This is a genomic window from Pseudomonas sp. JR33AA (genome assembly GCF_021378985.1).
Classification (GTDB): Bacteria; Pseudomonadota; Gammaproteobacteria; order Pseudomonadales; family Pseudomonadaceae; genus Aquipseudomonas; species Aquipseudomonas alloputida.
This window is the reverse complement of record NZ_JAJSAW010000002.1, coordinates 590591-602773: the sequence shown is the minus strand read 5'-3', so window position 1 is coordinate 602773 and position 12183 is coordinate 590591. Positions and strand designations below refer to the sequence as shown.

Genomic DNA, 12183 nt, shown 5'->3' with positions numbered 1-12183 from the left:
TGGGGGGGGGGGGGGGGGGGGGGGGGGGGCCCCCCCCCCCCCCCCCCGACACAGCAAAAAATATTTCCAGGCACAGGTGAGGTAACAGCACGTGGCATCCGTGTAATGAGTGAAAGTGCGATTGATTCGCAATAATCACCCCCTCACAGGTCAGCGTCCATGAAGTTCTCCCCGCGTTGCGTCCCTCTCTGGTTCGGCCTTGCTGCGCTCCCGGCCTTCGCTGTCGCCCCCCTGGCAAGCGCCGTCGAGCAGCTGCAGGCCTATGCCTTCGCCCAGCCGGCCCAACCCTTGGCCCAGGCCCTGAACGCCTTCAGCCGCACCACTGGCCAGAGCGTGGTCTACACCCTCGAGTTGCCGGGCGTGCAAGCGCCAGCGCTGAATGGCCGGTTCAGCGCCGAGCAGGCGCTGCAACAACTGCTGGGCAACGCTGGGCTGGCCTGGCGCCGCGTCGACGCACGTACCCTGACCCTCGAACCTGCTGACACCTCCGGTGCGCTCAACCTGCAGGCCACAACCGTGACCTCGCAACTGGACGACTACAGCTACCAGCCCTCCGCCAGCGCTTCGATCATGCGCGGGCAGGGCCCGAACCAGGACATCCCCCAGGCAATCAACGTGGTACCGGCCCAGGTCATCCGCGACCAGGCCCCGCGCAACCTCGATGACGCCCTGGCCAACGTCAGCGGCATTACCCAGGGCAACAACTTCGGCGGCACATCCGACACGGTGATGAAACGTGGCTTCGGCGACAACCGCGACGGCTCGATCATGCGCGATGGCATGCCCGTGGTGCAGGGTCGCAACCTCAACGCCAGCACCGAGCGGGTTGAGGTGCTCAAGGGCCCTGCCTCGCTGTTGTACGGTATCCAGGACCCAGGTGGGGTCATCAACGTGGTCAGCAAGCGTCCGCAGCTGCACCAGTACAACGCCCTGACCGTGCGCGGCTCGACCTATGGCAGCGGCAAGAACGGCAGCGGTGGCGGGCTCGACAGCACGGGTGCACTGGGTGAAAGCAACTTCGCCTACCGCCTGATCGTCGACCACGAAGACGAAGACTACTGGCGCAACTACGGCGTGCACCGCGAATCGCTGGTGGCGCCGTCGCTGGCCTGGCTGGGCGAAGACACGCAGGTGGTGCTGGCCTACGAGCACCGTGAATTTCTCTATCCCTTCGACCGTGGCACCGCGTTCGGCAGCAACGGTCACCCGCTGAACATCCCCGCCACGCGCCGCCTGGACGAGCCGTTCAACGACATGGAAGGGCGCTCCGACCTGTATCGCCTGGAAGTCGACCATCAGCTGGCCGATGACTGGAAGCTGCACGTTGGCTACAGCTTCAATCGTGAGACCTACGATGCCAGCCAGGTTCGCGTGACCGGCGTCAATGAAACCCAAGGCACGCTGACACGCAGCATCGACGGCACCCACAATGCGATGAGCCGTGACCAGTTCGTGACCCTGAGCCTCAATGGCACTGTCGAGCTGGCGGGGATGCAGCATGACCTGCTGTTCGGCATCGACCATGAGGACCGCAAGATCTTTCGCGGTGACCTGATTCGCCAGACACCACAGTCCACGTTCAGTTATCTGGACCCGGTCTACGGGCAGGAAGTGGAAGGCTCCAACGTACGGGCCAGCGACAGCGACCAGACCGACAAGCTGCGCACCGATGCGCTGTTCGTGCAGGACGCGCTGCACCTCGATGAGCACTGGATCCTTGTCGCAGGTGCGCGTTTCCAGCAGTACGACCAATACGCTGGCCGCGGTCGCCCCTTCACGGCCAATACCGACATCAGTGGCCAGGCCTGGGTACCCCACGCTGGTATCGTTTACAAAGTCGACGACCAGCTCTCGTTCTATGGCAGCTACAGCGAGTCGTTCAAGCCCAACTCGACCATCGCGCCGCTGACCGGTAATGTCGTGCTCGACTCCTCGGTGGCACCTGAGGAGGGCAAGTCGTGGGAGCTGGGCGCCAAGCTCGACATGCCAGGGCGCATCACAGGCACCCTGGCCTTGTTCGATATCACCAAACGCAATGTACTGGTCTCGAACTTTGACGCAATCACCCGCGAGACGGTCTACAGCAATGCGGGTGAGGTGAGTTCACGCGGTGTGGAACTCGACGTGACCGGCCAGCTCAGCGAGCGCTGGAGCCTGATCGGCAGCTATGCACTGACCGATGCCAAGGTAACCAAGGACCCTGATCTTGAGGGTAACCGCCTGCAGAACGTGGCCCGGCACAGCGGCTCGCTGTCGGCGGTGTATGACTTTGGCAGCCTGTTCGGGGGTGACCGGCTGCGCTTCGGTGCCGGCGCCCGTTATGTGGGCGAGCGTTCGGGTAATGCGACCAATACCTTCGACCTGCCGAGCTATACCGTTGCCGATGCATTTGCCACTTATGAAACCAAACTCGACGAACACAACGTGCGCCTGCAACTGAACGTGAAGAACCTGTTCGACAAGGTGTATTACAGCTCGGCGGTGAACCAGTACTTTGTGGCGATTGGCGATGCGCGGCAGGTAAGTTTGTCGAGCACCTTCGAGTTCTAGGTAAAGGGAGCCGCAGAGCGGCCCCGGTTTCAGATGCCAAAGGCCTTGCGGTATTCGCCAGGTGTGGCCCCCAGGGCTTGGCGAAACCGGTTGCTGAAATGGCTGGCACTGGCAAACCCGCACGACAAGGCAATCTCTCCTAGTGGTATCACTTCCAACCGCAACAACTGGCACGCCCGGTGCAGCCGCCGAGCCAGCAGATACTGGTGCGGTGGGAGCCCGAAACTGGCGCGGAACATGCGCGCAAAGTGGTATTCGGACAGATTGCAGCGCAGCGCCAGCTCGCCCAGGGTGATGGGCTGGTCCAGGTGTGCCTCGATGTAGTCGACCAGCTGCCGGCGCAGGTTTGGCGCCAGCCCGCCTTTGAGGCGCAGGCCTTGGCGCAACCCGACCTGGCTGAGCAGCGCATGGTCAACGATTGCGTGCGCCAGGCTGCTGGCCAACAGGCGCTCGCCGGGCTCGTCCCAGTTCAGCTGGATCAATTGACGAAAGCGGGCAGCCTGCTGCGGGTCGTCCAGAAAGGTCGCTTCCTGCAGTTGCAGCTCGCGCGGTTCCCGGTCGAGCAGGCGAACGCAGCCCAGGGCGAACTGCGCCTCGCTGACATACAGATGCGCCAGGCGGATCGCGCCATTGACGACCCAGTTCGATTCCTGCCCGGCCGGCATCACGCACAGCTTGTCGGGCGCACCTTTGTCGGCCGGGCGCTGGCGGCGGAAGGTGCCGGTGCCGTCGGCGATGTAGCACGACAGGGTGTGATGGCTGGGCGCCTGGTAGTCGCGCGCATCGTCACGGTTGTGCCACAACGCCGCCGCCAGTCCGTCGCCCAGGTGCGCGCTCAGCTCCAGCCTGGCGTTGGGCGAGGCATGCATGGCGTTGAACACTTGCAACTGGGTGAGTGGCGTCATTGGCGGGTCCTCCTGCCTGCCATCCTACTGCGCTCTGGATCGAGTGACAGCTACCGGCGCAAGAAAAGCGCAAGTTCGTGCAAGCAGACAGAGGCCGATCGAAAGAACACTGGTGATCCCTGTAGGAGCGGGTTTACCCGCGAAGCGCCGGGCACCGATTTCCAAAGGCCCAAGGAACCGCCACCATGAACCTGTCACTCTACCTGCTCACCGTCCTGATCTGGGGCACCACCTGGATCGCCCTGAAACTCCAGTTGGGCGTGGTCGCGATCCCAGTGTCGATCGTCTACCGCTTCGCCCTGGCCGGGCTGATCCTGTTTGCTTTCCTGTTGCTCACGCGTCGGCTGCAACCGATGAACCGCCGTGGCCACCAGATCTGCCTGGCCCAGGGCCTGTGCCTGTTCTGCGTCAACTTCATCTGCTTTCTCAGCGCCAGCCAGTGGATTGCCAGCGGCCTGATCGCGGTGGTGTTCTCCACCGCCACACTGTGGAACGCGCTTAACGCTCGCATTTTCTTCGGCCAGAAAATCGCCAGCAACGTGCTTGGCGGTGGCGCCTTGGGCTTGCTCGGCCTGGGCCTGTTGTTCTGGCCGGAGCTGTCGCATCACGCAGCCAGCCGCGAAACCCTGTACGGCCTTGGCTTGGCCCTGTTCGGCACGCTGTGCTTCTCGGCCGGCAACCTGCTGTCGAGCATGCAGCAGAAGGCCGGGCTCAAGCCGATGACCACCAATGCCTGGGGCATGGTCTATGGGGCAGTGATGCTGGCGGGGTTCTGTGTAGTCAGCGGCGTGCCGTTCGGCATGGAGTGGAATGCGCGCTATATCGGTTCGCTGCTGTACCTGGTGGTACCGGGGTCGGTGATTGCCTTTACTGCGTACCTGACGTTGGTGGGGCGCATGGGGCCGGAGCGGGCAGCTTACTGCACGGTGCTGTTCCCGTTGGTGGCGTTGAATGTGTCGGCGGTGGCCGAGGGTTACCAGTGGACGGCGCCGGCCTTGCTCGGCTTGGTGGCGGTGATGGCGGGGAATGTGCTGGTGTTTCGCAAGCCCCGGGCCAGGGGGGCTGAGGGTGTTGTGGTCGCCAAATAGGTGATGGGTTGCCTTTGCCGGCCCTTTAGCGGGTAAACCCGCCCTGTAGGAGCGGGTTTACCCGCGAAAGGGCCGGCACAGGCACCATCAAACGGTCACCCCTTCCACACCTGCGGGTTCACCAGGTCCCGTGGCCGCTCGCCCAGCAGCGCCGCACGCAGGTTGTCGATCGCCCGGTTGGCCATGGCCGCACGGGTTTCGGCAGTCGCCGAACCAATGTGCGGCAGGGTCAGCGCATTGGGCAGCTTGAACAGCGGCGAGTCGCTCAGCGGTTCTTTCTCGTATACGTCCAGGCCCGCGCCGCGAAGGGTGCCGTTCTGCAGCGCCTCGATCAGCGCCGCCTCATCCACCACCGGCCCACGGGCAATGTTGATCAGGAACGCACTCGGCTTCATCAGCTTCAGCTCGCGGCTGCTGATCAGTTTGCGGGTGGCATCGGACAACGGCACCACGATGACCACGAAGTCGGCTTCGGCCAGCAACTGGTCCAGGCTGCGGAACTGCGCGCCCAGCTCCTGCTCCAGCGCAGTCTTGCGGCTGTTGCCGCTGTACAGGATCGGCATGTTGAAGCCGAAGCGGCCACGGCGTGCCACTGCTGCACCAATATTGCCCATGCCGACGATGCCCAGGGTCTTGCCATGTACATCGCTGCCGAAGTGGGCCGGGCCCACGGTAGCCTGCCAGTTGCCGGCCTTGGTCCAGGCATCCAGTTCGGCGGTGCGCCGGGCGCAGCCCATGATCAGCGAGAAGCCCAGGTCGGCGGTGCTTTCGGTCAGCACGTCGGGGGTGTTGGTCAGGGCGATGCCGCGCTCGTTGAAGTAGTCGAGGTCGTAGTTGTCATAGCCGACCGACACGCTGGACACCACCTCCAGCCTGGCCGCGCCTTCCAGCTGCACCCGGCCAAGCTTGCGGCCAACGCCGATCAGGCCATGGGCTTCAGGCAGGGCTTCGTTGAACTGGGCGTTGATGTCGCCGAGCTTGGGGTTGGGCAGAATCACGTTGAAGTCTTGCTGCAGGCGCTCGGCCATGGCCGGGGTGATACGGCTGAAGGCCAGGACGGTCTTTTTCATCGGGCAACTTCTCTGCTAAGCGGGGTGGGGCTGTGCCGGCCTATTCGCGGGCAAGCCCGCTCCTACAGGGGGGCGCGGTGCGTTGTAGGAGCGGGCTTGCCCGCGAAGGGGCCGGAACAGGCGAAATCAATGGTTAGCAACCTACCATTGTCCGCCCCCGCAATGCAGCAGCTTTTTAGTTGGCGATCAGCACCTGATGGGTTTTCAGGTCGGCCTCATGCGCGGCAAGAATCTCTGGCAGCGAGTTGCGCAGGTACTCGACCCAGGTCTTGATCTTGGCATCCAGATACTGCCGCGATGGATAGATGGCATACAGGTTCAGCTCCTGCAGGCGATATTCGGGCAGCACCCTTACCAGGCTACCGTCGCGCAGGCCCTCGATAGCCGAATAGATCGGCAGCACGCCTACGCCCATGCCGCTGCGGATCGCTGTCTTCATGGCATCGGCGGTATTCACCATGAACGGCGAGCTGGTGATGTTGACCATCTCCTGGCCTTCCGGGCCATCGAACAGCCATTTCTCCAGCGGTATGACCGGGCTGACCATGCGCAGGCAGGCGTGCCTGAGCAAGTCGGCAGGCTTGTGGGCCACGCCATGCTGAGCGATGTAGGCGGGCGAGGCACAGACAATGCTGTAGGTGATGCCCAGGCGCTGCGAAACGAACCCTGAGTCGGGCAGTTCGGTGGCCAGCACGATGGAGACGTCATAACCCTCGTCGAGCAGATCGGGCACGCGGTTGGCCATGGTCAAATCGAAGGTCACGTCCGGGTGCGTTTCGCGGTAGCGGGCGATGGCATCGACCACGAAGTGCTGGCCGACCCCGGTCATTGAATGCACCTTCAACTGCCCGGCCGGGCGCGCATGGGCGTCGCTGGCTTCAGCCTCGGCTTCTTCGACGTAGGTAAGAATCTGTTCGCAACGCATCAGGTAGCGCTTGCCGGCTTCGGTCAGCGCAATGCGGCGGGTGGTACGGTTGAGCAGCCTTGTTTGCAGATGGGCTTCCAGATTGGAGACCGCCCGCGACACGTTCGCGGTGGTCGTATCCAGCTGCGCCGCGGCGGCAGTGAAGCTGCCGAGTTGGGCTACGCAACTGAAAGCACGCATGTTTTGCAGGGTGTCCATGGGTCACTCTCGAGGTAGAGGACAAAATTGTGTCACGAAGTAACTTGGAAAAGAGAAAAAGTTACCTTCGACCAAAGGCGGATTATCGCTGTTTTGGTAACAAAGATTCGCAGGAATCCGTGCTTATCGCCAGTGCTGCCGCCCCCTAGAATTGCCCGGCCCCTTCACCTCTTCCTCGGGAAATCGCAGCTGTGCCGCGTCGCATCATCAGAACGCTCAAGGCGTTCAGTGCCTGTGCCCTTGCCCTCACCTTGAGCGGCTGTATCGGAACCTGGGGCATTGCCCCGCAAAGCAAGACGCTGCAAGCCAATACCTTGACCACCGACGCGGCCATTCGCGAAGCCGCGACCGACGCCCACTGGCCCGACCAGCAGTGGTGGCACGCCTATGGCGACCCGCAGCTGGACCGCTGGATTGCCCTGGCTGTGGCCGGTAGCCCGAGCCTGGCCATGGCTGCGGCGCGGGTGCGCGAAGCCAAGGCCATGGCCGGTGTGGTCGAGTCGGCGGAAAAGCTCCAGGCCAACGGCCAGGCTACGCTCAAGCGCCACAACTGGCCGGAAGACCAGTTCTATGGCCCTGGCGCGCTGTCGGGTGCCAACACCTGGGACAACAACGCTGCCATCGGTTTCAGCTACGCCCTTGACCTGTGGGGGCGCGAGCGCAATGCCAGCGAGCAGGCCGTGGACCAGGCGCACATGAGCGTGGCCGAAGCCCGCCAGGCGCAGCTGGAGTTGCAGAACAATGTGGTGCGTGCCTACATCCAGCTGAGCCTGCATTTTGCCCAGCGCGATATCGTCATGGCCGAACTGCAGCAGCAGGAGCAGATCCTGGCCCTGGCCAAGCGTCGCCTGGAGGCCGGTATCGGCACCCATTTCGAAGTCAGCCAGGCCGAAGCGCCGCTGCCGGAAACCCACCGCCAGCTCGATAGCCTCGACGAAGAAATTGCCCTGACCCGCAACCAGCTGGCCGCACTGGCAGGCAAGGGCCCAGGGGAAGGCGCGCAGTTGCAGCGCCCGGCCCTGGCCTTGGCCGCGCCGCTGAAACTGCCTTCGAACCTGCCCGCCGAGCTGGTGGGCCAGCGGCCGGATGTGGTTGCCAGCCGCTGGCAGGTGGCTGCCCAGGCGCGTGGCATCGACGTCGCTCACGCCGGCTTCTTCCCCAACGTCGACCTGGTCGGCAGCCTGGGCTTCATGGCCACCGGCGGTGGCCCGCTGGAATTCCTCACCGGGCGCAAGTTCAACTACAACGTCGGCCCGGCCATCAGCTTGCCGATCTTCGACGGTGGCCGTTTGCGCTCGCAGCTGGGCGTGGCCTCCGCCGGCTATGACGTGGCCGTGGCGCGCTACAACCAGACTGTGGTCGGCGCACTGAAAAACATCTCCGACCAGTTGATCCGCCGCGAGTCGATGAAAGAACAGTCGCACTTCGCCGCCGAATCGGTTGCTGCCGCGCAGAAAACCTACGACATCGCCATGGTCGCGTTCCAGCGCGGCCTTACCGACTACCTGAACGTACTCAACGCGCAGACCTTGCTGTTCCGCCAGCAGCAGGTGCAGCAGCAGGTGCAGGCCGCCCGCCTGATTGCCCATGCCGAGCTGGTCACCGCCCTGGGCGGTGGCCTGCAGGCTGGTCAGGATGCGCCGAAAGAGGAACGCCAGGCAGCCCCGAAGACCCCGGCCACCCTGGCCATTTTCGACAAGAAGCCGGATAACGCCGAATGAGCACTTCCAGTTTGCCCGTGCGCTGGCTGCAAAGCCTGGAATGGCGGCGGGGCTTCTTTGCCTGGGCGCGCACCGACGGCGTGACCTGGGTGTACATCTTCAAGGTGCTGGCCGCTGCGTTCATCACCTTGTGGTTGGCCATGCGCCTGGAGCTGCCGCAACCGCGCACGGCCATGATCACCGTGTTCATCGTCATGCAGCCGCAAAGCGGGCATGTGTTCGCCAAGAGCTTCTACCGGGTGCTAGGCACCCTGGCCGGCTCGGCGATGATGGTGGCGCTGATCGCCATCTTCCCGCAGAACACCGAGCTGTTTCTGCCCAGCCTGGCGCTGTGGGTGGGCCTGTGCTCGGCCGGCGCCATGCGCTACCGCACCTTCCGCGCCTATGGTTTCGTGCTGGCCGGCTACACCGCAGCGATGATCGGCCTGCCGGTGCTGCAACACCCCGACCAGGCGTTCATGGCAGCGGTATGGCGGGCGCTGGAAATCGCCCTGGGTATTCTGGTGTCGACCTTCGTCAGTGCCGCGATCCTGCCGCAGTCGGCCAGTGCCGCCATGCGCAACGCCCTGTACCAGCGCTTTGGCGTGTTTGCCGGGGTGGTGGTCGAGGCCCTGCGTGGCGATAGCCAAAAGGACCGCTTCGAGAGCAGCAACGTGCGCTTCGTGGCAGAGGCCGTGGGCCTTGAAAGCCTGCGCAACGTCACCGCTTTCGAAGACCCGCACATGCGCCGTCGCAGTGGCCGGCTGGTGCGCATGAACAGCGAGTTCATGGCCATCACCACGCGCTTCAATGCCTTGCACCGCTTGCTGGAGCGCCTGCGTGCCCGTGGTCCGCTGCAGATCGTCAGTGCCATCGAACCGGGCCTGGACACCCTGGTGGAGTTGCTGCAGCCCTATGTGGGCCGGGCATTGACTGACGCCGATGCGCTGCGCCTGACCCTGGAACTGGCCGCCTACAAGGAAGGCCTGCAGGCCCAGGTGCGGGGGCTGCGGGCTGAGTACCTGGCAACGGACCCCAGCGAGTCGGACCTGCTTGATTTTCACACCGCGTTCGAGCTGCTGTACCGCTTCGTCGACGAGATGTTGAGCTACGCCGAAACCCATGCCTCGCTGGCCGCGCACAAGCACGAGCGCGAGCAGTGGGACGAACCCTACGTGGCGCAGACCAGCTGGCTGGTATCGCTGGCGGCCGGTGTGCGCGCCTCGGCAGTGCTGTTGCTGCTGGGCAGTTACTGGCTGCTCAGCGATTGGCCCAGCGGCGCCATGATGACCCTGATCGCCACGGTCACCGTCTGCCTTTCGGCGGCGTCACCCAACCCCAAGCGCATGTCGTTCCAGATGGCTTGCGGCACGGCCATCGGCGCTTTTGTCGGCTTTTTCGAAACCTTCTTCGTGTTCCCCTGGATCGACGGTTTTGCGCTGCTGTGCATGGTGCTGGCGCCCGTGTTCGTGCTAGGCGCGTTTCTTTCGTCGCGCCCTGCCTACGCCGGTTATGGCATCGGCCTGCTGGTGTTCTTCGCGATTGGTTCGGTGCCGAACAACCTCACCGTTTATGACCCGTACACCTTCATCAACGACTACATCGGCATGGTGATCGGCATGATCGTCTGTGCCGCCGCCGGGGCGATCATCCTGCCGCCCAACAGCCGCTGGTTGTGGAGCCGCCTGGAGCAGGCGTTGCGTGAGCAGGTGCTGTTCGCCATCAGTGGCCGCCTGCGCGGCCTGGGCTCGGCCTTCGAAAGCCGCACCCGCGACCTGCTGCACCAGGCCTATGGCCTGGCGGCCGGCAAGCCGCAGGTGCAAAGCCAGCTGATGGGCTGGATGTTCACCGTGCTGGAGATCGGCCACGCCGTCATCGAACTGCGCAAGGAGCAAGCCTGCGCCCCGGTGCACCCGGCCTATGCCGAGTCGCAGCCGTGGCGCCAGGCAATCCGTGTCATGGGCCGTGCACTGACCCGGCTGTTCCTGCAGCCTAGCGCCAGCAACCACGAACGCGCACTGGTGGCAGTGGACCACGCCATTGCACGCGTGCAGGCCACCGACGAGCCATTCGCCCGGCACTTCGACACCTCGGTGCTGCGCCGTGTGCAAAGCTACCTGCACTTCATCCGTACTTCCCTGCTGGACCCACAGTCGCCACTGGCACCGGCGAAAGGACTGCACCATGCCCCGTGAGATCGCCTTCCATGGCGTGTACATGCCCACCATGACCTTGATGTTCCTGTTTGCCCTGGGCCTGGCCTGGGGCCTGGACCGGTTCATTGCCAGCCATGATGGCTACCGCTTCTTCTGGCACCCGGCGCTGCTGCGCCTGAGCCTGTTCGTCTGCTTGTTCGGCGCCATGGCGCTGACTGTCTACTGGTGAGAATCCTTCGATGAAAAAGTTCTTCAGCCTGATCGCCACCCTGCTGGTGCTGGTCGCTGCCGTGGCCATCGGTCGCCAGTTGTGGCTGCACTACATGACCACGCCATGGACCCGGGATGGCCGTGTGCGTGCCGACATCATCAACGTCGCTGCCGACGTGCCCGGCTACGTGGTGGATGTACCGGTCAAGGACAACCAGCGGGTGAAGAAGGGTGACCTGCTGATCCAGATCGACCCTGAGCACTACCAGTTGGCAGTCGACCAGGCCAAGGCACTGGTCGCCTCGCGCAAGGCCACCTGGGAAATGCGCAAGGTCAATGCCAAGCGCCGCGCCGACATGGACAACCTGGTGATCTCCAAGGAAAACCGCGACGACGCCAGCAACATCGCCAATTCCGCCCAGGCCGATTATCAACAAGCCCTTGCCGCGTTGGCCGCAGCCGAGCTGAACCTCAAGCGCACGCATATCGTGGCGACGGTTGACGGCTACGTGACCAACCTGAACATCCACAAGGGCGATTATGCGCGTACCGGTGAAGCGGTGATGGCGGTGGTCGACGAGCACTCGTTCTGGGTTTACGGGTTTTTCGAGGAGACCAAGTTGCCGCATGTGAAGGTGGGTGATCAGGCCGAATTGCAGATGATGAGCGGCGAGCGCCTCAAGGGGCATGTGGAGAGCATCGCCCGCGGCATCTACGACCGTGACAACCCACAGAGCCGCGAGCTGATCGCCGACGTGAACCCCACGTTCAACTGGGTGCGGCTGGCTCAGCGGGTGCCGGTGCGCATTCACATCGATGAAGTGCCGGAAGGGTTTTTGCTGGCGGCAGGGACGACCTGTACGGTGGTGGTGAAGCCGAGTTCGCCTTGAGAGACACCTCGCACAACTCAGGCACTCGTCGCCCCCACCAACACCGGCACTTCGACCCGATCAATCACCTTTGCGCTGATCGACGGGTCGAGTAACCGCCCCAGCCGCGACAGATGGCGGTGGCCCATGATGATCAGTTCGCAGTTCAACTCCTGCGCCTTGGCGACAATCGCTTCAACCGGCAGCCCGGCCACCATGCAGCCCTGGCTGGCGAAGCCGGCTTGCTGCAGTTCGCGCACGGCTTCGGCTACGGCGTGGTCGGCATGCTGCTGTTCCACGCAGGCGGCGGGGTATTCTGCCCGTTCCTCGGCGGTGTAGGGCGCGGGTTGCTCGTGCACCGCGAAGGTCGAATCGATGGCCAGCAGCACGTGCAGTTCGTGCTCGCCCAGGCGGCAGTAGCGGCGGGCGAGGGTAACCAGGGCGGCAGATGCAGGGGAGGCGTCGATGGCGATCAGGACGGGGCTGGGCATGCGGGATCCTTGATGTATTTG

General features: G+C 64.0%; 10 protein-coding genes. 6 read left to right on the top strand and 4 right to left on the bottom strand.

The genetic code is table 11. From position 1 onward, the window contains the following. The first annotated feature begins 159 nt into the window (after positions 1-159). The gene (locus LVS58_RS06060) at positions 160-2550 is read left to right on the top strand and encodes a TonB-dependent siderophore receptor (RefSeq protein WP_233690275.1); all 2391 of its coding nucleotides are present in this window, start codon (positions 160-162) and stop codon (positions 2548-2550) included. Positions 2551-2579: 29 nt separating this feature from the next. Here LVS58_RS06060 and LVS58_RS06055 read toward each other — a convergent pair whose 3' ends face one another. Next, on the bottom strand, positions 2580-3455 hold the full coding sequence (locus LVS58_RS06055) for a helix-turn-helix domain-containing protein (RefSeq protein ID WP_233690274.1): 876 nt from the start codon (positions 3453-3455) through the stop codon (positions 2580-2582). Between the two features lie 185 nt (positions 3456-3640). Between LVS58_RS06055 and LVS58_RS06050 the strand changes: the two genes are divergently transcribed. Continuing rightward, complete coding sequence (locus tag LVS58_RS06050) at positions 3641-4543, top strand: DMT family transporter (RefSeq protein ID WP_233690273.1); 903 nt, start codon at positions 3641-3643, stop codon at positions 4541-4543. Between the two features lie 95 nt (positions 4544-4638). Here the strand turns inward: LVS58_RS06050 and LVS58_RS06045 are convergent, their stop codons facing one another. Continuing rightward, the gene (locus tag LVS58_RS06045) at positions 4639-5613 is read right to left on the bottom strand and encodes a 2-hydroxyacid dehydrogenase (protein ID WP_233690272.1); all 975 of its coding nucleotides are present in this window, start codon (positions 5611-5613) and stop codon (positions 4639-4641) included. A 175-nt stretch (positions 5614-5788) separates the two neighbouring features. Further along, positions 5789-6736: a LysR family transcriptional regulator gene (locus tag LVS58_RS06040; RefSeq protein WP_233690271.1), complete on the bottom strand. Its 948-nt coding sequence runs from the start codon at positions 6734-6736 to the stop codon at positions 5789-5791. A gap of 191 nt (positions 6737-6927) precedes the next feature. Between LVS58_RS06040 and LVS58_RS06035 the strand changes: the two genes are divergently transcribed. From LVS58_RS06035 to LVS58_RS06020, 4 genes are read left to right on the top strand one after another with little or no spacing between them, the layout of a single operon-like run. Beyond that, positions 6928-8457 carry an efflux transporter outer membrane subunit gene (locus LVS58_RS06035; RefSeq protein ID WP_233690270.1) on the top strand — a complete coding sequence of 510 codons (1530 nt, stop codon included), beginning with the start codon at positions 6928-6930 and terminating at the stop codon, positions 8455-8457. Beyond that, positions 8454-10631: an FUSC family protein gene (locus LVS58_RS06030; RefSeq protein ID WP_233690269.1), complete on the top strand. Its 2178-nt coding sequence runs from the start codon at positions 8454-8456 to the stop codon at positions 10629-10631. Before LVS58_RS06035 ends, LVS58_RS06030 begins: the two co-directional genes overlap by 4 nt. Beyond that, positions 10621-10821: a DUF1656 domain-containing protein gene (locus tag LVS58_RS06025; protein ID WP_009685040.1), complete on the top strand. Its 201-nt coding sequence runs from the start codon at positions 10621-10623 to the stop codon at positions 10819-10821. Before LVS58_RS06030 ends, LVS58_RS06025 begins: the two co-directional genes overlap by 11 nt. Before the next feature lie 10 nt (positions 10822-10831). Continuing rightward, complete coding sequence (locus tag LVS58_RS06020) at positions 10832-11692, top strand: efflux RND transporter periplasmic adaptor subunit (RefSeq protein ID WP_233690268.1); 861 nt, start codon at positions 10832-10834, stop codon at positions 11690-11692. A 17-nt stretch (positions 11693-11709) separates the two neighbouring features. Here LVS58_RS06020 and LVS58_RS06015 read toward each other — a convergent pair whose 3' ends face one another. Further along, positions 11710-12162: a universal stress protein gene (locus tag LVS58_RS06015; RefSeq protein WP_233690267.1), complete on the bottom strand. Its 453-nt coding sequence runs from the start codon at positions 12160-12162 to the stop codon at positions 11710-11712. Positions 12163-12183: the final 21 nt, after the last annotated feature.

Bases quoted from the DNA above. Each gene is read 5' to 3' on its own strand.
- LVS58_RS06060 (WP_233690275.1), top strand. From the start codon at position 160: ATGAAGTTCTCCCCGCGTTGCGTCCCTCTCTGGTTCGGCCTTGCTGCG.
- LVS58_RS06055 (WP_233690274.1), bottom strand. From the start codon at position 3,455: ATGACGCCACTCACCCAGTTGCAAGTGTTCAACGCCATGCATGCCTCG.
- LVS58_RS06050 (WP_233690273.1), top strand. From the start codon at position 3,641: ATGAACCTGTCACTCTACCTGCTCACCGTCCTGATCTGGGGCACCACC.
- LVS58_RS06045 (WP_233690272.1), bottom strand. From the start codon at position 5,613: ATGAAAAAGACCGTCCTGGCCTTCAGCCGTATCACCCCGGCCATGGCC.
- LVS58_RS06040 (WP_233690271.1), bottom strand. From the start codon at position 6,736: ATGGACACCCTGCAAAACATGCGTGCTTTCAGTTGCGTAGCCCAACTC.
- LVS58_RS06030 (WP_233690269.1), top strand. From the start codon at position 8,454: ATGAGCACTTCCAGTTTGCCCGTGCGCTGGCTGCAAAGCCTGGAATGG.
- LVS58_RS06025 (WP_009685040.1), top strand. From the start codon at position 10,621: ATGCCCCGTGAGATCGCCTTCCATGGCGTGTACATGCCCACCATGACC.
- LVS58_RS06020 (WP_233690268.1), top strand. From the start codon at position 10,832: ATGAAAAAGTTCTTCAGCCTGATCGCCACCCTGCTGGTGCTGGTCGCT.
- LVS58_RS06015 (WP_233690267.1), bottom strand. From the start codon at position 12,162: ATGCCCAGCCCCGTCCTGATCGCCATCGACGCCTCCCCTGCATCTGCC.